Source organism: Pseudomonas sp. Irchel 3E13, from assembly GCF_900187455.1.
In the GTDB taxonomy this organism is placed as follows: Bacteria; Pseudomonadota; Gammaproteobacteria; order Pseudomonadales; family Pseudomonadaceae; genus Aquipseudomonas.
Window position 1 is genome coordinate 80,723 of sequence record NZ_FYDX01000015.1, and the last position, 23,719, is coordinate 104,441.

Consider the following 23,719-nt stretch of genomic DNA (forward strand, 5'->3'; position numbering starts at 1 on the left):
ATCGCGTTTGAGCGCCCGTCAAGGCTGTTCAGAAAAATTTCATGGATACAAGATGGCCGTTTCACTGCTTTTTTTGGCTAAAAAGCCGGTGGTAGAGCGCTGGCGTGCGGATTGACGGGCTAGCACATCTGGCGTGCTTATCGCTGACCCGGATCAAAGCTTTGTGTGCATAGCAGGGCGTTTGGCGGTGAATGTTCAGTTGTCGGTGGTGGTTGGGGAGATTGAGTCGAGGCCGCCCGGTGCATGCCGACGGTTTTTCTGCGCTCTGGAGATCGAGCGCCCTGAAGCGCCACCGGCAGACGCCTATAGCCAATGCCCCAAGCTGCGGTCCTTGCACCCGCTGCCCCGGGGCTTCTAGCATGGCCGCTTTTCGCAAAGGAAACGCCGCATGCTGGCTTCGCTGTTCGCCGTTCTGGCGCCGGTCTTTATCGTGGCCGGTATCGGCTTCATCTGGGCGCGCAAGGGCCATGCCTATCCCACGGATTTCATCGCCAGCCTGGTGATGACCGTCGGCACGCCATCGCTGGTGTTGTCCACCTTGCACCGGACCCGGCTCGACCCCGCCGCCTTCACCAGCATGGCCCTGGCCTGTGTGCTGTGCATGGTCGCCATGGCGGCGGTGGGCTATGCGGTCAGCCGTGCCTTTCGCCAGCACTGGCGGGTGCTGATGCCCGCGTTCATGTTTCCCAACACCGGCAACATGGGCTTGCCGGTGGCGCTGTACGCCTTCGGCGAGCAGGGCCTGGCCCTGGCGGTGGCGTTTTTCCTGACCCTGTCGAGCTTTCACTTCACCCTCGGTATCGCCCTGTCCGGTGGCGTCGCCTCGTTCCGCGCATTGCTGAAAAATCCGATCGTTATCAGCCTGGCGCTGGCATTGCCGGTGATCTTCTTCGATCTTGAACTGCCGCGCTGGCTGGGCAACACCGTCGACCTGCTGGGCGGCATGACCATCCCGCTGATGCTGCTGACTCTCGGCGTGTCGCTGGCCAGCATCCGTCCGCAGCACATCGGCAGCGGCATGCTGATCGGCGCCCTGCGCATCGTCATCGGTGCCGGGGTTGGCTGGGGCATCGGCGCGTTGCTCGGCCTCGATCACCTGGCCCACGCCGTGCTGGTCATGCAGTCGGCGATGCCGGTGGCGGTGTTCAACTACCTGCTGGCGGTGCGCGCCAACCGCGCGCCGGAGCAGGTGGCGAATGTGGTGATGTGCTCGACGGTGCTGTCGTTCGTATGGCTGCCGGTGGTGTTGGCGGGGTGGATGTAGGGCCCGCGCGGGCCCTCAATCACTCACTGACTTTTGCGCCCACCGCCATGACTGCGCTGGCCGCCGGTGCGCCCGGCCTCGGCGGCGCGCTCGCGGTCATTGGCGAAATTCCCCCCTGAATGCTTGCCGCCTTTGCGTCCGGCTTCAGCCGCTTTCTGCCGGTCGTTGGCGAAGTTGCCCGGGTTGCTGTGGCCTTGCTTGCCGTGGTTATCGGCCATGATCTTGCACCTCATGTCGTCACACAGGACCTTCTGTGTACAGGTACGACGCGGGTGACCGCGGAGTGGCTCAAGCCGATCAGCGCCGTGCCGACCGGCTGCGTTAAACATTTCCAGGCCAATCACTTGCGGGTCAATACCCGGCCTCCCGGCGTTGAGTCCGCCAACCTGACCGCCTGGCAAAATCGACTGAACGTCTGCATCCGCGAGGCGACCTAACCCTGTACCCACACACAGGAGTCACGCCATGCACGACAAACCGAGCGACGACCAAGGCCCGCATTCTTCGGAACATTCCAGTGGCAACGACGACCCGGGCTTCGACCCGGATTCCCCGGACCTCGACGATCCCCAGGTCGATCCAGCCGGCCCGGCCAAGGCACCGCTTGGCGGGCCGGGCAACCAGAGCGGCAAGCACGACTGAACCGCCATGCGCATGGCGACAGGATTTCAGCGATTGTGAGAGCGAGCGCCGCGCAGACGGCGCTCGATCTTGAGGACGCTGTAACGCTCCAGGCATGCACCCGCTAGTCATTGCCCCAACTCCCGCAACACCCACCCTATCCTCTCTGTCAACACAGCTCTTTCTTCGCCACGCCTGAGTTACATCAGTTTGATGTTTGGCAACGCAAGGGAGTTATGTCGGTTAGACCTGTTCGCAGGCGACGCCTCACAACAGGTTGTGGGGATTTTCGCATCCAGAAACGTTCATATCTGCTTGTTGAGTAGGTTGCTATTGGTTGGTGTACTTACAAAAATGAAATGGTCTGGTGAGGTTGCTTCAATAATTATCAGCTAATGTCATGCACATTGGGTGGGCTTGAAAACCGGGGTAGTGCTGTTCTGAGATACCTGCATCTTTACTTAGCTGGATGCTGATTTCTCACAGGGATGTGCATAAAGGAGATTCAGATATGAGGCAGGGTGGTGTACTGATCGTTATGACCTTATTGGCTCTTGGTAAACCAGGCCTTGTCATCGCCAATGACGATCCTCTGGATGCCATTGCGAACTTCGCCGAGCGCATTTGCAGCACACCAGAAGCGAAAGGGAACTCCCAGACAACCGAACTCTCTGGCGCGGCAAAGGCTGAGTTGAAAGGCTTGGTAAAAAAGGTCGTGGATCTCGGCATCGATGGCGCAGCAAAGTATGAGTCAAAGGAGTATGAAGGCGTTTTACAACAGGATCTGGCTCCTCTTATCTCAAAGAGCACAACGTGCAAGGAATCCATTTCCCAGAAACTCATAGATAAGCTGGTGACAGACGCTTCCATTACACCAGAACTCAAATCCTATCCTGTGAAGTTGAGAGGGCAGCCTGCCCAGGCTGGGACGGCTTCAGGCATTACCATGTCCATCAATATTGAGGGTGAAGAGTATGAGTTCGATAATCGCTCGGGCTCGCTTCTGGTCGATGTGGGGACGCTGACGGAAGGCACTCATGATTTCAACTTCGAAAATATAAACGGCTATTTTATGCATCCTGTTGCCGGGCCGCAGTTGCAGGCTTCCGGGTTGTCTTGTGCCGGTGCCTTTACGGTGTCCAAGAAAAAAACCTTCCAGATAATTGCTTGGGTGGATGCGACAGGGCTCAAGTGTGATCTGCGCTAATTAGATACCTGATCAGAGTGCACGGTGATGTGGACGCCGGTAGTCAAGGATCAATGCCAGGTCTGCAGGGCCGGTGTGGTGATGTTTCGCACTTCGCCTTCTACAACAGACCGCCGCAGTCCACCAGAATCTGGGCCGCGGCCGGGTCGCAAGACGTGCTGATTGTGCCGCCCAAGGTGATGGCAGGTTTTCTTTCCGCGAGTGGGATCCGGGAAGATGGTTACTTTTCGGAGGCCGAAAGCGCATTGCTGCTTGTTCGGTTCAAGTAAAGAAACTTTTGATCGTCCAAGGTTCTTAACGGGTTTACGTCTTCCTCTCAGGCATCGCCTTCATTGCACACTGCAACACCCACCCCATCTCCTCCATCACCGCAAAATGCCCCCCTTCGATCATGCGCAGGCTGAAGTCCCCACTGCTGACCCGCTCCCACGCCACCAGGGATTCATACCCCACCTGCGGATCATCGATGGCGCCAAACACCCGCACGGGAATGTCCAGCGGACGCGGATGCTGGTGCCGGTAGTCGAGGAGCAACGTCAGGTCCGCCTGCAGGATCGGCACGGCGATGTCCATCATCGCCCGGTTTTCCAGCACTTCGCGCGGGGTGCCGGAGAGGTCGCTGAGGTAGTCGCGCAGGGCCTGGTCATTGAGTTCCGGCAAGCCGGCGCACGCCGGCAGCCAGTCCGGGCTTTGCCGTGATGACACCAGCAAGGCCACCGGCCGCCGCTCGCCCTCGGCCAGCAAGCGGCGCGCGGTTTCGTAGGCGAGCAGGGCGCCGAGGCTGTGGCCGAACAGCACCAGGGGTTTGTCTGGCAGTGCGCGGCATTGCCCTGCGAACTGCTCGGCCAACGCGTCCACCGAGCGGGCGAAGGGTTCGCGCAGGCGGCGGGCGCGGCCCGGCAGTTCCACGGCGTACAGTTCGCACAGCCCGGTCGCCGGCTTTTTCCACGGGAAGAAGCTTTGCGCGCTACCGCCGGCGCAGTGAAAGCAGACCAGGCTGAGCGGCGCCGCGGCGTCGCTCAGCCATTGCACCAGCGCCGGTTCAGCCGGCTTCATTGAGCAGGTCCAGTTCCGCCGCGAGGTAGAGCTGGCGCATCTTGCCGCGCTGGATCTTGCCGCTGGTGGTCTTGTGGATGCTGGTGGGCTGGACGAAGACGATGCGGTTGAGGGTGATGCCGTGGTTGTCCACCACCGCGCTGCGCACCGCGGCCTTGAGCTGGCGCGGGTTGTCTTGCAGCCAGCGCTTGATCTCGCGGTTGAGTTCGATGGCGGCGACGATGGTCTGGCGCTGCTGTGCGTTGTCGTGGCTGAACACCGCGCAGCTTTGCGGGCGCGCGTCCTTCAGGGCTTCGATCACGGTGTGCTCGATGTCTTCCGGGTGCAGGTTGCGCCCTTCGCAGATGATCAGGTCCTTGAGCCGGCCGCAGATGTACACCTGGCGGTCCTGTTCCTCGACGAAACCGAGGTCGCCGGTGCGCAGCCAGGTATGTTCGCTGCCGTCGTCGAGCCGGGCGCGGAAACCGGCCTCGGTGGCCTCGGGGTTCTGCCAGTAGCCGCTGGCGATGGCCGGGCCACGCAGCCAGATTTCACCGATGCGTCCCGCCTTGCGGCGCTGCCGCGTGGCCGGGTCGACCACCGCCACCCGCACTTCCCACGACGGCTCGCCACAACCCACCAGAACCTGGGCCGCGGCCGGGTCGGCCGGTGCGCTGAGGCGCTGTTCCAGGGCCAGGGTCAGCGGGTCGGCCAGCACCGAGCGCACCGGTCGACCGTGGGGGCCGCCGCTGACGAACAGGGTGGCCTCGGCGAGTCCGTAGCAGGGCAGGAAGGCATTGGCGGAAAAGCCGTGGGCGCCGTAGCACTCGGCGAAGCGTTGCAGGCTGGCCGGGCGGACCACGTCGGCGCCGTTGAGGGCGTGGCTCCAGTTCGACAGGTCGAGGCCCTCCAGGCGCTGGGCGTCGTAGCGTTCCACGGCGAGGTTGTAGGCGAAGTTCGGGCCGCCGGCCAGCCGCGCCTTGTAGCGGGCGATCGCCTGCAGCCAGATCAGCGGCTGCCGGACGAAGGTCGAGGGCGCCATGATCACCGTGTGGTTGCCCAGCACGATGGGCAGCAACTGGCCGAGGATCAGGCCCATGTCGTGGTGGTGCGGCTGCCAGGTGACGAAGTCGCTGGTGTGATCCAGCGCCCAGGCGTCGCGCATCATGCGCAGGTTGGCGCTGATATTGGCGTGGCTGACCATCACCCCCTTGGGCGCCGAGGTGGAGCCGGAGGTGTACTGCAGGAAGGCGATGCGCTGCGGGTCGCGGTCGTCCGGGCGCGACCATTGCACGTCGGCGTCGCAGGCGTTGGTCGGGCTGAGCATCGCCAGGTCCGCCGCGGCGCTGCCGGCGAACGCTTGGTGCAGCGCCGCGCGTTCGCTGTCGGCCACCAGCAGCAGGCGGCTGTCGCTGTCGTCGAGGATCTTCAGGCAGCGCTCGACGCGGCGCCGGGTCGGCAGGTTGACCGGCACGGCGATGCGCCCGGCCATCAGGCAAGCGAGGAAGCTGGCGATGAATTCCAGCCCCTGCGGAAAGAACAGCGCGATGCGTTCGCCCGGCTGGCTGTGCTCGCGCAACTGGCGGGCGATGGCGCTGGCGCGGCCGAGCAGTTGCCGGTAGGTCAGGCGCTGCTGTTCCTCGCCGTTGTCGTCGAGCAGGGTGAACAGCACTTTGTCCGGGTGCAGGCGCGCGCGCAGCGCCAGGCTGTCGTGGATCGCCAGGCTGCCGGTGGCCGAGGCCAGTTCCTGGGGGTTCAGGCAGGTCTTGTCAAACATGCGCGGGTTCCTCGCGGTTGGCCTGGCTGACGATCTCGGCGATGGCCGCCGCCAGTTCGCTGATGCTCGGGTGTTCGAAGACCAGGGTCGGCCACAGGCGCACGCCGAAGTGTTCTTCGAGGCTGCCGATCAGGCGGGTGCCGACCAGTGAGCCGACGCCCAGGGCGCCCAGCGGCGTGTGCAGGTCGATCTCGTCTTCCGGCAGGTCCGCTTCCTTGCAGATGAAGTCACTGATATGGGTTTGCAGGCGTTCGGTCAGGCTCATGGGCGTGTCCTTGAAGGTGCGTCGTTGGCAACGGGGCACAGCAGGTCGAGCAACTGTGCCGCGGGTAAGGGAACCGCCAGGTCCGGGGCGTGCTGCCGGCGCCAGTGGTTGAACAGCCAGAGCGAGGCATCGCCGCGCAGGTGCGCCTCGCGCACGGTGGATTGCATGCGCGCGTGCAGGGCGCGACGGCCCTCGCCACGGTCGCCGTCGTCGCTCAGGTAGAAGGCCTGGGCGATCTCGTTTTGTGCCTGGGCGGCGCGGTCGAGCACATAGCCCTGGCTGCGGCTGTGCAGCTCGGGGTAGCGCCAGTCGCTCAGCCACTGGTGCGCCTGACGATCCATCCGCGCCAATTGCTGCTGGCATGGCGCCGACACGGCGGCCTCGGCGGCGAGCAGGAACACCGCGCCGGGGGCGATGAAATCCACCCCCAGTTCGAACATCGCCCGGGCACTGCTGGCGCTGCCGATCAGACCCGCAGCGCCGATCAAGGGGCGACGAATCTGGCGTTCGCGCCGGGCCAGGGCTTCCAGCAACAGCGGCAGGTGGTGGTCGGCGGCGATCAGCAAGGCGTCGGCGTGGGCGAGGCCAGCGTCGAGGTCGCGTTGGTGTTCCAGGCGCACCAGCCAGTGCACCGCCGGCCAGCGTTCGCGCAATTGCGCGGTCAACTGGTGGGCGGCGATTTCGATACAACCGATGCCCAGCCCGGCGACCTCGGCCAGCCGCGCCGTACCGCCGAGGCGGACGCCAAAGCGGCCGCGCAAACGCGGGTTGGCGTTGTAGCGCTCCAGGGTTTCACGCAGGCGCGCATCATCCAGATCATCGGCGTCCAGCAGGCCCATGGCGCCGTGGCGGGCGAGTTCGAGCAGCAGCGCTTCGCCGCCGAGGTCCGGGGGCAGCGCCGCCACCAGCAGCGGGCGTTCGCGCACCGCTCGCGGCGGTGGCGGCGGGATCGGCGCGTGCTCGCGGATGTCCTTGAGCATGCCGGCGAGGATCGGCGGCTGGCCGATTTCGATGAATTCCTCGACGCCGGCGCCCAGCAGGTGTTGCACCACCTGTTGCCACTGCACCGGGTGGCTGAGGTGGCGCGAAAGGGCATCCACCAGGCCGTCGCGGCGGTGCGGGCGGGCGTCGATATTGGCGATCACCGGGAACGCCGGCTCGCGAAACTGGTGGCTGACGCTGCGCAGGAACTCGCGGAACCCGCGCTCCGCCGCCGCCATGTGCGGCGTGTGGAACGGCCCGCTGACCTTCAGCGCCAGGGCGCGGATGCCCCGGCCGGCGCACAGCGTCAACAGGTGGTCGAGGGCGGTGTGCGCGCCGCCGACGATGATCTGCCGCGGGCTGTTGATGTTGGCGACGGCCAGGCCGCTGTTCGGCAGTTCCGCCAGCAGGTGGCGGACCTGCTGCTCATCGTGGCCGAGCACCGCCACCAGCCCGCCGTCCTCGACCTCGGCCATCAGCCGCGCGCGCTCGACGACGATGCGCAGGCCGAGAACGAAATCCAGCACCCCGGCGGCGGTCAGCGCGGCGTATTCACCGACGCTGTGGCCGGCGGCGAACTGCGCCGTGGCGCCGTCTTCCCGCGCCGCCAGCCAGCCCAGCCAGGACACCACGTAGATGGCCGGCTGGGTGTAGCGGGTCTGGTTCAGGTGTTGGTCGGGGTCTTCCAGGCACAGGCGCTCGATGGAATAACCGAGCACCCGGTCGGCCTCGGCCACCAGCGCCGGAAAACGCGGGAACAGCGCCGAACCCATGCCCTTGCGCTGGCTGCCCTGGCCCTGGAACAGCCAGGCGTTCATGCGCTCACCCGGCTTAGAGCCCGCGCAATGGCGCGCATCGCCAGGCCCTCCAGGCGCAGGGCGCAGCGGCCATCGGCGTTGCTCAGGCTGACGGCGAATTCGTCAGCGTGGCGGACGATGCCCAGGTGCCGGGCGCCGGGCAGCGCCTCGGGATCGAGGGCTAACTGGCGGATGCTGAACGGCAGGCACGGCGTCGGCGCCTGGCCGAGCACTGCCGGCGCGGCGCACAGGCTGGCGAGTAGCGCCGCCCAGAACGGCAAGTCATCCACGCCCTGGCAGCCGAAGGCGAGGCTGGCGTGCAGGCTGTTCGGCGTGCTGCGCACGTCTTGCAGGGCGCGGCCGATGGCGCTGTAGCCCAGGCCTTGTTCGGCGAGGCTGGCATACAACGCCTTGGCCGCCAGGGTGGTGGTGCCGGCCTGGGGTTGCAGCGCGGCGGGCATCGGCGCCGACTCGCTGCGTTGCACTTGCAGCAACACCTGCTCGCCCTGGCTGACCTGCCAGTACGGCTCGGCCAGGGTAAAACTCAGCGTCTCGGTGCTGTCCAGCTCTTGCGGCGGGCCGAAGCGCAGGTCGCGCCAGGCCAGCGCTTCAACAGGATTCTGCCGTAGCGCCTGGCCGATCAGTCCGGCCAGCGCCATGACCGAGCCGGGCAGGGCAGCCGCGTTTTCCCATGTCGCGAGCCAGGCCTGCGCCGCGTTCGGCGTGGCCCGCGACGCCGCAGTGAACGCCGGGGTGTACCAGACCCGCTCCAGCCGCCAGGGGTAGGCCGGCAGCGGGATCTTGGCGGGACGTGGCCGTTCGCCGTAGACGCTGGCCCAGTCCGGGCTGGGCACTTTGCTGCTGGCCCAATGCGCGGCCCACTGCGCCAGTTGCCCGGCGCCTGTCGGGGCGGCGACGGCTGTTCCGGCGCCGCTGCACAGCAGCCCGTGGTGATGACCGTCGAGGAAATCGCGCAGGCGCTGGAACAACTGATCGCGGCTGTCGGCGACGAACGCGAGGCGTTTGGGCATGGCGTCGCGGCCCTCCTGCAAGGTGCGGGCGATACTGGCGAGGCTGGCGTCGGCCAGGTGCGCGGCGGGCAGGGCGGCGAAGCTGTCGAGGCGCGGTTCGGCGGTTGCTTGGGGCTGGGCTTCGGCGGCCAGCCGCTGCGCCACCTCTTCAAGACTCACCGCGCCGCGCCAGGCGTCGATCGGCACGTCCAGTTGCAGGGCGTCGAGCACTTGCTCCAGGCAGCCGACGAAGTAGCCGGCGTCGACATTCAGGGTCGCCAGCCGAGTCGGCGCGGTGTCGCTTGTCGGCATCAGCCCGAGCAGGTCGCGCAGGCGTTCGAGCAGGGCCTGGCGCAGTGCCGCGTTGCCCGCCGCGCCAGTCTCGGCGAAGGCGTCGAGCAACTGGCGGGCGCGGGCGCGCAGGCCGGCGTCGTCCTTGGCCGACAGCAGGATCAGGCATGGCTGGTCGTCAGCGTTCGCCAGCTCGGGCGCGGCGGCGGCGCGCAACACCACATGGGCGTTGACCCCGCCAAAGCCGAACGCGCTGACCCCCGCCAGCAGCGGCTCGCCCGGGTTTTGCGCCAGCGCGGCGGTGCCGCTGGCGAGCTGGAAGGGGCTGTCGTCGAGGTTGATCTGCGGGTTGAGCTGGCGGTGATGCAGGTTGCCGACCTGTTGCCGGTGGTGCAGGCACAGCAGGCTTTTGATCACCGAAGCGATCCCGGCGGCGGCTTCCAGGTGACCGATCTGGCTTTTCAGCGCGCCCAGCACGATCGGCGCGCCGTCGCCCGCGGGCACGGCCTTTTTCAGCGCGTTGATCTCGATCGGATCGCCCAGCGGCGTGCCGGTGCCGTGGGTTTCGATCAGCCGCGCCTGGCGTGGCGAATAAGCGGCCTGCGCCCAGGCTTGCTGGATCACTTCGCTCTGCGCCTTGGGGTTGGGCGCGGTAAAGCTGTGGGCCCGCCCGCCGTGGTTTTGCGCGCTGCCGAGCACTTCGCCGTAGACGTAGTCGCCGTTGGCCCGGGCCGCGTCGAGTGAGGTCAGCACCAGCGCCGCGACGCCTTCGCCGCGCACGTAGCCGTCGGCGTCGGCGGAGAAGGTCTGGCAGTGCCCGGCATGGCTGAGCATGCCGGCCTTGGCGAAGGCGATGAACAGCTCGGGGCCGAGGAGCAAATTGACCCCGCCGACGATCGCCACGTCGCACTCGCCGCCCCGCAGTGCCTGGCTGGCCCGGTGCAGCGCCACCAGCGAGCTGGAGCAGGCGGTGTCGATGCTTTCGCTGGGGCCGTGCAGGTCCAGGCAGTACGACACCCGGTTGGCGATGGCGGTGAGGGCGATGCCGGTGCCGCGCCAGGCATCGCTGGGCACGCCGTCGCGGCGCATCAGCGTCGGGTAGTCGGCGTGGCCGACCCCGACGAACACCCCGACCCGGCGCTGCGCCAGGTGCGCCGGCGCGTAGCCGGCGTCTTCCAGCGCGGCCCAGGCGCATTGCAGGAACAGCCGCTGTTGCGGGTCCATGCTCTGCGCTTCGCGGGGCAGGATGCCGAAGAAGCGCCCGTCGAAGCGGTCGACATGCTCGATGAAACCGCCGCGCTGGCAATAGCTGGTGTCTTCGCCGGCATTCAGTTCGCTGTCGTAGTCGCGCCAGTTCCAGCGCGCGTCCGGCACCTGGCGCACCGCATCGCCGCCGTCGCGCAGCAGGTGCCAGAACGCGCGCAGGTCCGGCGCGCCGGGAAAACGCCCGGACATACCGACCACGGCCAGGGCCGGTGCGCTTATCCCTGGCATGGATCGCTCTCCACGGCACTCGCCTGCGGCTGGGCCAGCGCGCTCAGCGCGTCGTACGCGTAGGCCTGGACCAGCAGCGGGCTGACGTTGCCGGTGGCCGTGGCGCGGTCGCGGCCCTGGCGCAGTTCTTTGGCCAGGTAGTGCAGGTAGGTCGGGCCGTGCATTTCGTAGTTGTTGCGCGGCGTGGCGAGGAATTCGCGCTCGATCACCTTGCGCTCGGCGGCGATGTGCTGGCGCTCGCTGTCCGGCTCGGGGCGCAGGTACTGGCCGGCGAAGTAGTCGGCGGTCAGTTCGGCCTGGCGCTCCATCATGTCGAGGAAGCCCCAGGTCACCGCCTGGAACAGGCCGATAAAGGCCAGGTTCGGCACCTCCGGCAGGAAGATCCGCTGGAACAGCGGGATGCGGTTTTCCTCGACCTTGAGCAACTCGGCCGGCAGGAACGGGAAGTCGGTGTGGTAGCCGGTGGCGTAGATCACCGCGTCCACGTCGAGCTGGCTGCCATCGACGAAATGCACGGTGTTGCCGTCGATGCGTTGCACCTGCGGCACCACTTTGAGCTTGCCGTCGCCGACGCGGTTGGCGAAGTTTTCCGAGAGGGTCGGCAGGCTCGACATCATCAGGTGGTCGGGCTTGGGCATGCCCAGTTGCTTGCGCTTGGCGATCAGCGCCTTGTACAGCCCGGTGAACATCAGGCCGCTGAGCGGGTAGGGCAGGATCTTCTTCACCCACCAGTCGTTCAGGCAGCCCATGACCTTGTCGATGCGGATGCCGAACAGGTAGTGCGGCAGCACGTAGACGCCCCGGCGCAGTGACAGGTAGGTCATGCGCGCGTCATGGCTGACGTCCACGGCGATCTGCGCGCCGCTGTTGCCGACGCCGACCACCATCACCTGCTTGTCCTGGTAGCCGTGGCGGTAGCGGTATTGCTGCGAGTGGATGGCGTCGATCCGGGTGTCGGCGGCGTAGTCGGGGAAGTTGGGCGTGTTGTGGTGCCCGTTGGCGACCACCAGGGCGTCGTAGTGACGGACCTCGCCGGAGCCGAGGGTCACCCGCCAGACACCGTCCGGCAGGCGTTCGGTGCGCTGCACCGGGCAGTCGAGGTGGATCGAATCACGCAGCTCGAAGTGCTCGACGAAGCTGTCCAGGTAGGCGTGCACCTGGCGGTGCGAGGGGAAGTCCGGGTAATGCCGAGGCATCGGGAAATCGCTGAACTGGTACAGGCCCTTGGGCGTGTTCATGTTCATGCTGTGCCACACCGAGGTGTGCTGCCCGCTGTGGTCGAAGGCCCAGATGCCGCCGATACGGTCGCGGCGGTCGAAGCAGTCGAAGGCAATGCCCTTGCGCTTGAGCGCGCGGGCCATGGACAGGCCGCCGACCCCGGCGCCGATGATGCAGACCATCGGCCCGCGGCCCTGCAACGGACGGAGGGAAGCCACGCCGGGTTCGGCGGGGCGCGACGGGTTGACGCGGGTGTGCTCAGTCACAGCGTGGCTCCTTTTTTTTTTGCCGGAATCAGCCCGGCGAGAAAGTCGGCGGTGCGCGAGTCGCCCAGGCGCCGGTTGTGCGCGGCGCAGTCCTGGAGCACGCCATCGATGCCGCGGACCAGGGCCCGGCGCAGGTTGGCGAGCATCAGATCGATGGCGTCGCGGTCGATCGTCAGCGGAGGCAGGTAACGCAGGCAGTTGTTGTAGATCGGGCACACGGCGGCGGCGACGCCACCTTGCGGGTCGCGCAGCAGGCTGCCCCAGAGCAGGTAGCCGAAGCTGCGCTCGACAAAGGCCGGGGTGTCGCGCAGGTCCAGCTCGACGGTGAGCAGCAGGCCTTCGCCGCGCACGCCGCTGATCAGCGGGAACTCCCGTTGCAGCGCCAACAGGCCCTGCTTGAAGTACTCGCCCTGGTCGCGGGCGTGGGCGAGGCCGGCGTCGCGGGCGATGGCGCGCAGGCAATTGAGCGCCAGGTGGGCGCACAACTGATTGATCCCGCGGGTCTGCAAATCCAGCAGCCGTTCGGGCTGGCGTTGCGCCGCGCGCTGCCCCAGCGCCTCGCGGTAAAGCACCACGCCCATGGGCAGCAGGCTGTCGCACAGGGCGCTGCCGAGGGCGACGATATCCGGCCGCGACACCTGCGCCTGGCTGTGCAGGAAGTCGCCGGTGGCGAGGTTGGTCTGGGTTTCATCGACGCCCACCCGGTAGCCACCGGCCTCGCGGTGGCGTTCGACCAGGGCGATCAATGCCGGCGGAATCGGCCGCGAAGCGTTGGCGTCGACCTGCAGGGTTTCGAACCAGACCAGCGCGACCTCGCCGCTGAGCAGGTGCGCCTGCAGTTGGTCCTCCGCGTCCGCCGCCTGCGGGTCGATAAACAGGGTATTGGCATGCAGCGGTTCGAACGGCTGGCGGAAAATATCGAAGGTTTCGTTGCGCGAAGCCGCCGCGCTGAGCATCGAGAACCCCAGCCCGCCGCTGAAGCACAGCAGCTTGCGGCGCTCGCCCGGTGCGCCGAGCAGGCCGAGGGTCAGGGCCGCTTCCACCGCCGTGACCGTGCTCGACGCCGGCAGCGCCAGGGGCAGGCCGGTCTGTTCGGCGAGCAATTGGGTCAGTTCGCCCCAGTAGTCGTGGCGCGGGTCGTGTTTGCCGGCCACCTGTTCGACCACATCCGCCGGGTTGAGGCCGCGCGGGCAGGTGCCGACATTGACGAAGCAATCGATGATGTCCCGCGACGGCTCGCCATCCACCCGCAACCGTGAACGTACGCCGTGGGCTTCGTAGAACCGCGCGTCGAAGCCGTGCATGCGGGCGATGCGGGCGTAACCGCTGTTGCCGTAGCGCAGGTGCGTTTGAAAGGTGGCTTCGCTGCTCGACTCGATACGGCGCAACTGACGCAGCAGCGGGCCGTGCAGCTCGCCGGCGAACTGCTGCGTCAGGTGCTCGACCGCCAGGCGCAGCGGCAGGCCGAAGTTGCTCATCACATGGCGCACATAGCTTTCGTTGGGCGTCATCAGCCAGGGGTTCTTCACCCGCTCATGCACCAGACAGGCGCCGAGCGGGGCTTGGAAACCGTTAAGGCCCTCGCCGAAGACCAGCAGGTCCGGGGCTTCGCGCAGGGCCGCCAGCGACCAGTCGCCCGCCCCGCGGCAGTGTTCGACAAACAGGCTGAGTATGCCGCTGCCGGCAAGTTGCGCGATCAGCGCATCGCAGGCGTCCGGGCTGGCATCGGCGGCCTCGATACAGGCCACCGCCGCCAGTTGCCGCGGGCCTAGGCGGGCGAGCAGCGTGCGCGCTTCGGCGAGGCTGGCGACCACCCGCACGCCGGGGACCAGCGCCTGCGCGTCGGCGCCTTGCAACGGGTTGAAGTACCGCGCCCAGTAGCCGCTGGCATCCACCAGCAACAACCCGGCCTCGCCGTCAGGTGTGCGGTTGCGCGCGTGGTGGCGGGCCACGCGCAGGGCGGCGTCGAGGGCTTCTTCCAGCGAGGTCAGAAAGTAGCTGCGGTAGTCACCGGCTTCGCGCTTGCCGCGCTGGCCCAGGTGATTGAGCAGTAGCGCGGTCTGCGCTGCGGGGGCCGAGAGAATCGCGCAATGGCCCTGGTCGCCCTGACGCACATAGTCGCCGAGGGTTTCCAGGGTCTGCGCGCTGGCCGGCTGGAACACCCCGGGGCGCGGACGTGGCGTCGGAGTGCCCGGAGCCGGCAGTCCGGTGAGGAATTCCAGCAGCAGGCGGTTGTACTGCTCATGGTGAGTGAAACCCAGCAAATGCCCGGCGCCGGCCACCTCGATCAGCTCGGCGTGGGGCACGGTCTCGGCGATCAGCGCCGAGTAGGCGGGCGGCTGGTAGGCGTCGTCGCTGCCGCAGATGATCCGGCACGGACAGCTCAGTGCCGGCAGGCGCGGGCGCAGGTCGAAATCGCCAATCACGTCTTGGTAGGCCGGCAGCGCCGGCATGTGCCAGCCGCGGTTGAGGGTCATGAAGCGCGGGCTTTTTTGCAGCTCGCGCATCAATACCGGGAAATTGCTGGCGCCTTCGCTGAACGGCGAACTGACGGTGATGCACAGCCCGGCGCAGCGCTCGGGATGGGCCAGGGCGAAGGCCTGGGCGAGGACGCCGCCGAAGGAATAGCCGATCACCGGCAGCGGGGCGCTGATGCCGAGCTGGTCGAGCAGGTCGGTGAGGTCGGTGACCAGGTGCGCGATATCGAAGGCGTCCGGCAGCTCGGCTGCGTCGCAGCCGGGCAGGTGGAACATGATCAGCCGGTGTTGTTCACCGAGGGCCTGCAGTTGCAGGCGCCACATCACGTCGTACGGCATGACCAAACCGCCCAGCAGCAGGACGGGTGTGCCCTGGCCGTAAGTGGCGCATTCCAGACGTGGCGCGGTGGGGCGCTGGAACTGGATGCGGGTGGCCTGGCGGCAGGTGAGGAGGTGGTGATCGAGGAGGGATTGGGCGGGTTCCAGGTGGGGGGATTCTTGCCAGAGGGCTTCGATTGACAAGGCGGCACCGCCAGACGCGGCGACCCACTCTTCCTCTGTAGGAGCGAGCTTGCTCGCGATGGGCTGCGAAGCGGCCCCAAAACCGGACGGCGTGATTTCCGAGGTGACAAATGGAGTTGGCATCACCGTTTGTTTTTGAGGTTTGGGGTCTGTTGTGGCCGGCGTTGGGACCGCGTTGCGGTCCTTCGCGAGCAAGCTCGCTCCTACAGGGGGCAGTGATCTGTAGTGGTTTTCCAGGTGTGGCCGGTGACCTGCCAGCAGATACCCGCAGAAACTCTGGAGATCCTGGAACTCGAAGAACACCGTCGGCGGGACGGTGATGCCGAATCGTTGGGTGAACAGCGTGCCGATTTCGGTCGAAGCGATGGAGTCCAGGCCGTAGTCCATCAGTGGCCGGGTCGGCGAGAAGTCTTCGGGGACGATCTTCAGTACGCCCAGCAGCAGTTCGCGCAGATCCTCCAGCAAGCGGGCTTCCAGCGTCGGCGGTGCGTCGAGGCTGTCGAGCAGGCGCAGCGCGTCAAGGGCGCTCAGTTCGTTGGCAGATGGCAGATGGGTGGGCTGGTTCATGGTCGAGCCTCGCGAAGCTTCGGGTTCAGGCGCTGTGGGCCAGGGGTTGCGCCGTTTGCAGGCGGGCGGTGAGGAAGTTCAGGGTGCGAATGAATTTCCACAGGTCGACTTCATGGGCATGCCGCTGGGTCTGCATGAAGCGTTGCTGGCCAAGGTCGAGCCGTTCCGGCGCGAGCTTGATCTGCTGCAGTTGCCGCCACGCCGGACTGTCAGCGGTGCGGGCCTGGATGCAGGCGGCGATGAAGCGGCCGGTCATGTTGGCCAGGTTGCCGATGCCCGACGGCGTATTGAGGTAGCCGACGAACATCAGGTCGTCGTGCTCGGCCGGCAACATGCGCATGAACAGCCCGTCGAACTCCCGCTGCCAGTCGAACACTTCTTGCGGCAGGAACGGCAGGTCGATGCCGTAGCCGGTGGCCCAGACGATCAGGTCGATGGTTTCCACGCTGCCATCGCTGAAGTGCACCTGCTGGCCGTCGAAGCGGCTGATGTCCGGCTTGGCGTGGAGGTCGCCGTGGCCGATGTAGTAGAGGACCTGCGAGTTGAGGATCGGATGGCATTCGCGGATGTCGTGGTCCGGCGCCGGCAGGCCGTAGTCGCGGCCATCGAAGCCGGCGAACTTGAAGCTGCGCTCGACATGCGCCCAGTAGTCATCCTCGTCGCTGAACTTCGGCGCCTGGTCCATCAGCCATTCCTGGGTCGGTTGGCCGTCGATGAACTTGGGCATGTAGTGGTAGCCGCGGCGGGTCGAATGCAGGGCGCGGGTGGCGGTCTGCGCGGCGTCGACGGCGATGTCGCAGCCGGAGTTGCCGCCGCCCACCACCAGCACCCGCTTGCCGCGCAATTGTTCCGCGGAGCGGTAGTCCCGCGCGTGCAGGCTCGGGCCGCTGAAGGTGCCGGGGTAATCGGGGATCTTCGGCACGCCGAGCAGGCCGTTGCACACCACCACCACCGCGTAGCGGGACTGGCTGCCGTCGGCGAAGGTCAGTTGCCAGCCCTGACGGTCCTTGGCCATGTGCGTGACGCGGGTGTTGAAGCGGGTGTGCGCGGCGAGCTGGCAGTGCTCGGCCAGTTGCGTGAGGTAGGCGAACACCTGGTTGTGTCGCGGGTAGTCGGGGTAGTCGGCGGGCATGGGAAAGTCGGCGAACTGGGTGTTGCGCCGCGAGCTGATGAGGTGCACCGACGCGTACATCTTCGACGCCGGGCCATCGGGCTGCCAGTTGCCGCCGAAGCGCGCGGTGGCCTCGATGATCTCGAAGTTGACCCCGGCCTCGCGCAGGGCCTTGGCCACGCCCAGGCCACTGGCCCCGGCGCCGATGATGGCGATTGTCGGCTGCTGCATTGCGTCGATTCCCTTTGCGGTTGGAGTGGTCAAAGCAGGGCCTTGAGCAGGGTGCGGGCCTGGTCCGGGGTGATTTCCTGGCGGGACAGGCGGTCGAGGATGTCTTGGGGGGTAGGGGGGGCCTTCGCGAGCAAGCTCGCTCCTACAGTGGGCCGCGATTCTGTAGGAGCGAGCTTGCTCGCGAAGGGCGCGACCCAATACCTGCGCCGAAGGAACGCATACCCCGGCAACGGCACTTTCCGGCCCGGCTCGGCAGCAAGCTCGACATCCATCCCGTCCAGCCAGCGCGCTGCCTCATCCCGCAACCCACCAGCCCCCAACAGCGTCCGCGCTTCACCTTCACGACCCTCCAGCAGCCACTCACCGAGCAACTGCCGCAGTTCATCAAAGTCCCCGGCAATCACCGCCAGGCGTACCTCATCGAACCGCTGCCGCCCCGCGCGCAGGGTCCGGGCGACTTCGGCGGTGGTGAAGCCTTCGCGTCCCAGGCGCGCCGTCGGCTGCTGGGGCGCCAGGGCGCGTTCGTGTTCCAGGTGATCGACGAAGCGTTGCAGGTACTCGCGCAATTGCCCCTGGCCACGGGCGCTGAAGACGAACACCCCTGCGCCGGTCACCGGCGGCAGGGCGCCCGGCGCGGCGTCTTCCAGCAACAGGTGGGCGTTGGCGCCACCGGCGCCGAAGGAACTGATCGCCGCCACCCGCGGCAAGCCATCACGGGGGGCCGGCCACGGCGCGAGGTGCTGCTGGACCACGAACGGGGTCTTGCTGAAGTCGATGTTCGGGTTCAGCGGCTCGGCATGGATCGACGGCGCCAGTTGCCGGTGCTTGAACTGCAACAGCACCTTGGTCAGCGCGGCCATGCCGGCGGCCGATTCCAGGTGGCCGAGGTTGGCTTTCACCGAGCCGATCGGACACTGCCAGTCCTCTGGCACCTGGGCGCCGATGGCCTTGCCGAGGCCGCGGATTTCGATCGGGTCACCGAGGCTGGTGCCGGTGCCGTGGGCTTCGATATAGCCCAGCCGCGAGGCCGGCAAGCCCGAACGCTCCAGCGCGCGGCCGATCACCTGGGCCTGGGCGTCGGCGTTCGGCACGGTGTAACCCGAGGTCCGGCCGCCGTGGTTGAGGTCGCTGCCGCGGATCACCCCGTGGATATGGTCGCCGTCGCGCAGGGCCTGGGCCAGCGGCTTGAGCAGCACCACGCCGACGCCTTCGCCGGGCACGTAGCCGTCGCCGTCGGCGCCGAAGCTGCGGCACTGGCCCTGGGTCGAGGCGAAGTTGAGTTCGCACAGGGTGCGGTATTTGTACGGGTGCAGCGACAGGTTGACGCCGCCGGCCAGGGCCAGGTCGCAACTGCCGCCACGGATCAGCTCGCAGGCCAGGTGCAGGCTGGTCAGCGACGACGAGCACATGCTGTCGACGGCGAACGACGGGCCTTCCAGGTCGAGGCAGAACGACACCCGGTTGGCGATCGAGGCGTAGGACGAGTTAGTCAGGGTCGCCGGTTTTTCCGGCCAGGCGCTGGCGCCGTAGAACTGGTATTCGCCGTACATCACCCCGGCGATCACCGCCACCCGCCGCCGTGGCACGCCGGGCAGGCGCGGGCCGGAGAGGCTCTGCGGGGTGTAGCCGGCATCTTCGACGGCGTGCCAGGCGGTCTGCAGGAACAACCGTTCCTGCGGGTCCATGCGCTCGGCGTCGCGGGGCGAGATGCCGAAGAACAGCGGGTCAAAACAGTCGAAATCATCCAGTTGCCCGCCCCAGCGGGCGTACAGCGGGTTTTCGTCGTCCGCCTGTTGCCAGCGGTGGCTGATATCGCTGACCAGATCGTCGCCCGCCGCCAAGTGTTGCCACAGCGCCTGGGCGTCGCGGGCGCCGGGGTAGCGGCCGGCGAGGCCGATGATCGCGATGTCCTGACGCCCGGCGTCGGGTTCCATGATCGGCGCCGGCAGTGGTGGCGCTTCCGCTTGTATTGGCGGGCTGACGACTTCGACTGGTGCAAGGCGGGCCGTTTGTTCGGGGTGCTCGGCTTCCAGCAGCGCCGCCAACTCGCGCAGGCTGCGCACTTCGAACAGCACGGTTTTCGACAGGTCGGGGAAATGCCGTTCAAGGCGCCCGTTCAGTTCCATGACCAGGATCGAATCGAGGCCGAAGACTTCCAGCGAGGTGTCCGGGTCGATGCGCTCCAGCGCGGTGGCGGTGACCTCGGCCAGTTGCTGGCTCAGGTAGTCCAGCAGCGACCCGCCCGTTTGCGCGGCGGGCGCGAGGGCCGGCGTTGGCGCGGCGATGCCGAACAGCGTCGCCACCGCGTCGCGCTGGCCGCACACCGGCACCAGCACGGCCTGCGGCAGGGCCAGGCAACGCAGGAAAACGTCGACGCCCTGGTCTTCCGGCAGCAGCGCCAGGCCATTGCGGCTCAGCCACTGGCGCACCGGTTCCGGCGCCTGCATGCCGTGCTCGGTCTGCCACAGCGGCCAGGCGATCGACAGCGAGCGGCCCGTGCCGCCGCGTTGCTGACGGCGTTCGACGAAGCGGTCGAGCCAGGCGTTGGCCAGGGCGTAGGCGCTCTGGCCGACATTGCCGTAGACCCCGGCCAGCGACGAACAGACCATGAACAGTTTCAGCGGATCCCGCGCCGTGGCCTGGTCCAGGTGTTGCGCGGCGAGGGTCTTGCCCTGCAACACGGCGTGGCGCTCGCTGGCCGGCTGGCGCAGGAAATAGCCGTCGTGCAATACGCCGGCGCAATGAATCACTCCGTGACAGCCACCGAAGCGCTGGCGGATCGCGGCCAGCGCGGCGTGCAGCGAGTCGGCGTCGGCGCAATCGGCCTGCCAGTAACCGGCGTTGGCCGCACCGAGTTGGCAGAGCTGCCGCAACCAGTCTTCGCTGCTGGCATCGGCGTCGCGGCGGCCGAGGATGGCCAGGTTCAAGCCGCCCAGCTTCGCCAGCGCGCCGGCCAGGGCGCGGCCGACGGCGCCCAGCCCACCGCTGATCAGCAGGGTGTCGCCGGGAGCGAAATCGATGGCCTGGCCGCGTTCGTTCGGGGCGATGAAGCGCAGCGAGGCGAGTTGGCGCTGGCTGTCGCCGAGGCGAATCCGTTGCACGCCGGGTTGCACGGCGGCCAGCAGTTCCTGCTCAAGCTGGACGGGGTTGCCATCCACCTCGATCAGGCTGGCGCTCAGGCTCGGCAGTTCCTGCACCACCGAGCGCAACAGCCCTTCGATGGCGCTGGCCGTGCCGACATCGACCAGCACCCGCACCTGTAAACGCGGCGTGCCGAGGGCCTGACACAGGTGGCGCAGCAGGTCGGCGGCGACGAGCACGGCATCGAGGCCATCGCCCAGCGCGGCTTCATTGGCAGCCGGCGCACGCAGGTCCAGCAGCAGGCGTTCGGGGCTCAGTCCCTGGGTGGTCAGCAGGCGCAGCAGCAGGTCGATCTGCCGTGGGTCGTCGAGGTCGGCTTCTACCGTGCGCGGCGCCAGGTAGTGGAAGTGGCTGGCGGGGTGCAGGTGCCAACTGTTGTCCAGCACGGCGGCGGGCAGGGCGAGGTCGGGGTTGGCGCGGTAGAGCAGGGTGGTGGCCGGCGCGGCGGTTTGCGCGAGCGGCGCCGCCAGCCAGTACGGCTCCAATAAATGCACCGGCTGTTCCGCGGCAACCCGGTACTGGCGGAACGCGAAGCCGTCGATCTCCAGCAGCAGCGCCCCGGAGTCGGCGAACACGCGGAAGTCGTAGGTGCGCGTCGGCCCGTGCTGCGCCGGGTGCGGGCGCACTTGCACATACAGCCGCTCGGTCAGCACGGCGTGGCAGCGCAGCGACTGGCAGGCATAGGGCACGAAGGTAGTTTCGATCGGGCCCGCGGTGACGAAGGCGCTTTGCAACACCGCGTCCAGCAGCGCCGGATCGAGGGCAGTCAACGCTTCGTTGGGTCGGGGGCGCAGACGCACTTCGGTCAGCGCCTGGTCGGTTCCGCGCCAGGCCGCGTGCAGGCACTGGAAGGTCGGGCCGTAGGCGATGCCCAGGTGTTCGAGGGTCGGGTAGAGCTGGCTGAGGTCCAGCGCTTCGCGGCAGTCGCGGCGCAGTTGGGCGAGGTCCGGCGCGCTGTGTGGTGCGTGCGCCAGGGCCCGGCACTCGCCGCGCAGGTGGGTTTCGCCATTGCTCTGGAAACTCAGGCGCAGTCCGCTGTCGTGGCGCTCGTGGTGACAGTCGAGGGTGCGTGCGTGCGGCGTGTCGAAGCGCACCGGGCTGGCCCAGGTCAGGGCGCGCAGCTCCAGCGGCAGGTCGAGGCCGTGGCGGCGTGCGCTGTCGACGCAGAAATCCAGATACGCCGCGGCCGGCAGCACCGGGTGGCCCTGGACCCGGTGATCGCGCAGGAAGAACTGCTGCGGATCGAGGCTGATGCGGCGGTTGTCGTTCGTGCTGGCGGCGGCGATGCGCGGCAGTTGATGCAGGTCGCGGGCGAAGGGATACAGCGGCGCGGCCAGCGGGACCGGTGCCTGCGGCCAGAAGCGGCTCCAGTCGGCGAACTGGCCGGCGACCCAGGCGCGGGCCAGGGCGTGGGGATCTTCGCCGGGTGCTTCGGCGTCCGGGAGCGTCCCCGCCCGGACCCGGCCCTGATAGCCCGAGGGCTCGCCGTCGAGGAAACGCGACAGCCCGTCGCGCAGTGTTTGGGTGCCGCCGGCGACCAGTGCAAGCCGGTGATCGAAGGCCGCGCGGCAGCATTGCAGGGTGTAGGCGAGGGCGCCAAGGGCGTCGTCGCCGTGGGGTTCAAGCCAGGCCAGCAGGGCGCTGGCCTGTTCGCGCAATTGGTGGGCACTGCGCGCCGAGAGCACGAACACCGGCACTCCGGCGCTGGCGGTGGGGGCCACGGCATCGGGTGCCTGCTCGACGATGACATGGGCGTTGGCCCCGCCCGCACCGAAGGAGCTGATGCCGGCGCGGCGCACATCACTGCTGTTCCATTCGCGGGCTTCGCGGACGATGCGCAGGTGGCTGTGTTCGAGGCCGGCGTCGGGGTTCAGGGTTTGCGAGTGCAGCGATGGCGCCAGCCGGCGGTGGCGCAACTGCAGCACCACCTTGCACAGGCTGGCCATGCCCGCCGCCGCTTCCAGATGGCCGAAGTTGCTCTTCACCGAACCGACATCGCAGGGCTCGTTGCCGGCAGTGGCGAGGGCCTGTTTCAGCCCCTGCAACTCGATCGGGTCGCCCAGCCGGGTGCCGGTGCCGTGGGCTTCGACGTAGCTGATACTGGCGGCCGGCACCCGTGCGTCGCTCAGCGCCTGTTCGATCAATTCGGCCTGAGCGCGGGCGCTGGGCACGGTGTAGCCGTTGCTGCGCCCGCCGTGGTTGACCGCGCTGCCCTTGAGCACGGCGAGGATCCGGTCGCCATCGCGGCGCGCCGCCGCCAGCGGTTTGAGCAGCGCCGCCGCGACCCCTTCACCGGGCACGAAGCCGTCGGCGCCGCTGCCGAATGCCTGGCAGCGGCCGCTGGGCGAGAGCATGTGTTGCTGGCACAACTGCACGTACTTGGCCGGGTGGCTGTAGAGGTTGACGCCGCCCACCAGCGCCGCGCGGCACTGGCCTTTGCGCAGACTTTCGACGGCCAGGTGCAGGGCGGTCAGCGATGACGAGCAGGCGGTGTCCACCGCCAGGCTCGGCCCACACAGGTCCAGGGCCCAGGACACGCGGTTGGCCACCGACCACGGCAGGCCGCTGGGAATCGCCGTCTGCCCGGCCTGCCACAGGGCGGGGCCGAGCAGCGGCCAGGTGTTGCTGGTGATGCCGACGAACACGCCGATGTCCAGCGAACCGTTGGCATGGCGCAGCACGCGGCTGCGTTCGCCGAGGTGGCCGCTGTCTTCCAGGGCATGCCAGGCGCATTGCAGGAACAGCCGTTCCTGCGGGTCGAGGCAGGCCGCTTCGCGTGGCGGAATGCCGAAGAATTGCGCGTCGAAACGCTCGATATCGTTGAGGAATCCGCCCCATTTGGCGTAGCTCAGGCCGCTGTCGCGGGCATCGGCCCCGGCCTGGAAAAAGCCCTCCAGCGGCCAGCGCTCGCCAGGAATCTCGCTGATCGAATCCAGGCCGTGCAGCAGGTTCTGCCAGAGCCGGTCGAGGTTGTCGGCATCGGGAAAACGCCCGTGCAGGCCAACGATTGCGATATCCAGGGCGTCACTGTCCGGCCGCCGAAGGGCAAGTGGAGCGAGGTGCGGCCAGGGTGCTGCGGCGCTTTCTGGCGCCGCTGGCGTTTCTTGCTGCGTCGGGTGCTGCTGTTGCAGATAGCGCGCGCAAGTCTCGGGGTGCTCGCGCAGCAGGTGCTCGACCACTTCGCCAAGGGTGCGGCAGTCGAACAGCAGGGTCTTGTTCAGGCCGGGGAACACCGGCTGGATTCGCTCGTTGAAGTTGAGGATCGCCAGGGAGGTCAGGCCGATCTCATGGAATGGCGCCTCATCGTGCAGCGCTGCCGGGGCGAGGCCTGTGGCCTGTTGCAGCAGGCCGCGCACCAACTTCTTGAGCGCGGCCTTGAGGGCGACGTCTTCCCTGGACTGGATCATGTTCACTCCTTGAACCGGCTTCGGCGGGGCGTTCGGC

Annotated in this window: 13 protein-coding genes and 1 pseudogene; 4 read left to right on the plus strand and 10 right to left on the minus strand. The window is 67.6% G+C overall.

Annotated elements, in window-relative coordinates; genetic code table 11:
• The first annotated feature begins 388 nt into the window (after positions 1-388).
• Positions 389-1,264, plus strand: a complete 876-nt coding sequence (locus CKW37_RS24390; protein ID WP_095158785.1) for an AEC family transporter — start codon at positions 389-391, stop codon at positions 1,262-1,264.
• Between the two features lie 23 nt (positions 1,265-1,287).
• Here the strand turns inward: CKW37_RS24390 and CKW37_RS24395 are convergent.
• Positions 1,288-1,449 (minus strand): annotated as a pseudogene (locus tag CKW37_RS24395) (general stress protein); the annotation flags it as partial.
• An 87-nt stretch (positions 1,450-1,536) separates the two neighbouring features.
• Between CKW37_RS24395 and CKW37_RS32840 the strand changes: the two are divergent.
• From CKW37_RS32840 to CKW37_RS24400, 3 genes are all read left to right on the plus strand, one after another.
• Positions 1,537-1,701, plus strand: coding sequence for a hypothetical protein (locus CKW37_RS32840; protein WP_159985317.1), 165 nt, complete (start codon positions 1,537-1,539; stop codon positions 1,699-1,701).
• 28 nt (positions 1,702-1,729) lie between these two features.
• Positions 1,730-1,906 (plus strand): DUF6021 family protein, encoded by a 177-nt coding sequence (locus CKW37_RS33025; RefSeq protein WP_177454477.1) that lies wholly within the window; start codon positions 1,730-1,732, stop codon positions 1,904-1,906.
• Positions 1,907-2,396: 490 nt separating this feature from the next.
• Positions 2,397-3,092 (plus strand): hypothetical protein, encoded by a 696-nt coding sequence (locus CKW37_RS24400; RefSeq protein WP_095158787.1) that lies wholly within the window; start codon positions 2,397-2,399, stop codon positions 3,090-3,092.
• A gap of 303 nt (positions 3,093-3,395) precedes the next feature.
• Here CKW37_RS24400 and CKW37_RS24410 read toward each other — a convergent pair whose 3' ends face one another.
• Genes CKW37_RS24410 through CKW37_RS24450 form a run of 9 tightly spaced genes read right to left on the minus strand, consistent with a single transcriptional unit; the run spans position 3,396 to position 23,682 of the window.
• Positions 3,396-4,148: a thioesterase II family protein gene (locus tag CKW37_RS24410; protein WP_095158789.1), complete on the minus strand. Its 753-nt coding sequence runs from the start codon at positions 4,146-4,148 to the stop codon at positions 3,396-3,398.
• Positions 4,135-5,904 carry a fatty acyl-AMP ligase gene (locus CKW37_RS24415; protein WP_095158790.1) on the minus strand — a complete coding sequence of 590 codons (1,770 nt, stop codon included), beginning with the start codon at positions 5,902-5,904 and terminating at the stop codon, positions 4,135-4,137. Before CKW37_RS24415 ends, CKW37_RS24410 begins: the two co-directional genes overlap by 14 nt.
• A complete protein-coding gene (locus tag CKW37_RS32845) occupies positions 5,897-6,169 on the minus strand; it encodes an acyl carrier protein (protein ID WP_159985319.1) in 273 nt (90 codons plus the stop codon). The genes CKW37_RS24415 and CKW37_RS32845 overlap by 8 nt, the downstream gene beginning before the upstream one ends.
• Positions 6,166-7,968: an acyltransferase domain-containing protein gene (locus tag CKW37_RS24425; protein ID WP_095158791.1), complete on the minus strand. Its 1,803-nt coding sequence runs from the start codon at positions 7,966-7,968 to the stop codon at positions 6,166-6,168. Before CKW37_RS24425 ends, CKW37_RS32845 begins: the two co-directional genes overlap by 4 nt.
• Positions 7,965-10,742 carry a beta-ketoacyl synthase N-terminal-like domain-containing protein gene (locus tag CKW37_RS24430; RefSeq protein ID WP_095158792.1) on the minus strand — a complete coding sequence of 926 codons (2,778 nt, stop codon included), beginning with the start codon at positions 10,740-10,742 and terminating at the stop codon, positions 7,965-7,967. Before CKW37_RS24430 ends, CKW37_RS24425 begins: the two co-directional genes overlap by 4 nt.
• Entirely contained in the window at positions 10,730-12,226 is a 1,497-nt protein-coding gene (locus CKW37_RS24435) for an NAD(P)/FAD-dependent oxidoreductase (RefSeq protein WP_095158793.1), read from the minus strand. The genes CKW37_RS24430 and CKW37_RS24435 overlap by 13 nt, the downstream gene beginning before the upstream one ends.
• Entirely contained in the window at positions 12,223-15,792 is a 3,570-nt protein-coding gene (locus CKW37_RS24440) for an alpha/beta fold hydrolase (RefSeq protein WP_095158794.1), read from the minus strand. Before CKW37_RS24440 ends, CKW37_RS24435 begins: the two co-directional genes overlap by 4 nt.
• A gap of 25 nt (positions 15,793-15,817) precedes the next feature.
• Positions 15,818-17,134 carry an NAD(P)/FAD-dependent oxidoreductase gene (locus CKW37_RS24445; protein WP_095158795.1) on the minus strand — a complete coding sequence of 439 codons (1,317 nt, stop codon included), beginning with the start codon at positions 17,132-17,134 and terminating at the stop codon, positions 15,818-15,820.
• Between the two features lie 29 nt (positions 17,135-17,163).
• Positions 17,164-23,682, minus strand: coding sequence for an SDR family NAD(P)-dependent oxidoreductase (locus tag CKW37_RS24450; protein WP_095158796.1), 6,519 nt, complete (start codon positions 23,680-23,682; stop codon positions 17,164-17,166).
• Between the last annotated feature and the right edge of the window lie 37 nt (positions 23,683-23,719).

Bases quoted from the DNA above. Each gene is read 5' to 3' on its own strand.
- CKW37_RS24390 (WP_095158785.1), top strand. From the start codon at position 389: ATGCTGGCTTCGCTGTTCGCCGTTCTGGCGCCGGTCTTTATCGTGGCC.
- CKW37_RS24430 (WP_095158792.1), bottom strand. From the start codon at position 10,742: ATGCCAGGGATAAGCGCACCGGCCCTGGCCGTGGTCGGTATGTCCGGG.
- CKW37_RS33025 (WP_177454477.1), top strand. From the start codon at position 1,730: ATGCACGACAAACCGAGCGACGACCAAGGCCCGCATTCTTCGGAACAT.
- CKW37_RS24450 (WP_095158796.1), bottom strand. From the start codon at position 23,682: ATGATCCAGTCCAGGGAAGACGTCGCCCTCAAGGCCGCGCTCAAGAAG.
- CKW37_RS24445 (WP_095158795.1), bottom strand. From the start codon at position 17,134: ATGCAGCAGCCGACAATCGCCATCATCGGCGCCGGGGCCAGTGGCCTG.
- CKW37_RS32845 (WP_159985319.1), bottom strand. From the start codon at position 6,169: ATGAGCCTGACCGAACGCCTGCAAACCCATATCAGTGACTTCATCTGC.
- CKW37_RS24410 (WP_095158789.1), bottom strand. From the start codon at position 4,148: ATGAAGCCGGCTGAACCGGCGCTGGTGCAATGGCTGAGCGACGCCGCG.
- CKW37_RS24425 (WP_095158791.1), bottom strand. From the start codon at position 7,968: ATGAACGCCTGGCTGTTCCAGGGCCAGGGCAGCCAGCGCAAGGGCATG.
- CKW37_RS24400 (WP_095158787.1), top strand. From the start codon at position 2,397: ATGAGGCAGGGTGGTGTACTGATCGTTATGACCTTATTGGCTCTTGGT.
- CKW37_RS24440 (WP_095158794.1), bottom strand. From the start codon at position 15,792: ATGAACCAGCCCACCCATCTGCCATCTGCCAACGAACTGAGCGCCCTT.
- CKW37_RS24415 (WP_095158790.1), bottom strand. From the start codon at position 5,904: ATGTTTGACAAGACCTGCCTGAACCCCCAGGAACTGGCCTCGGCCACC.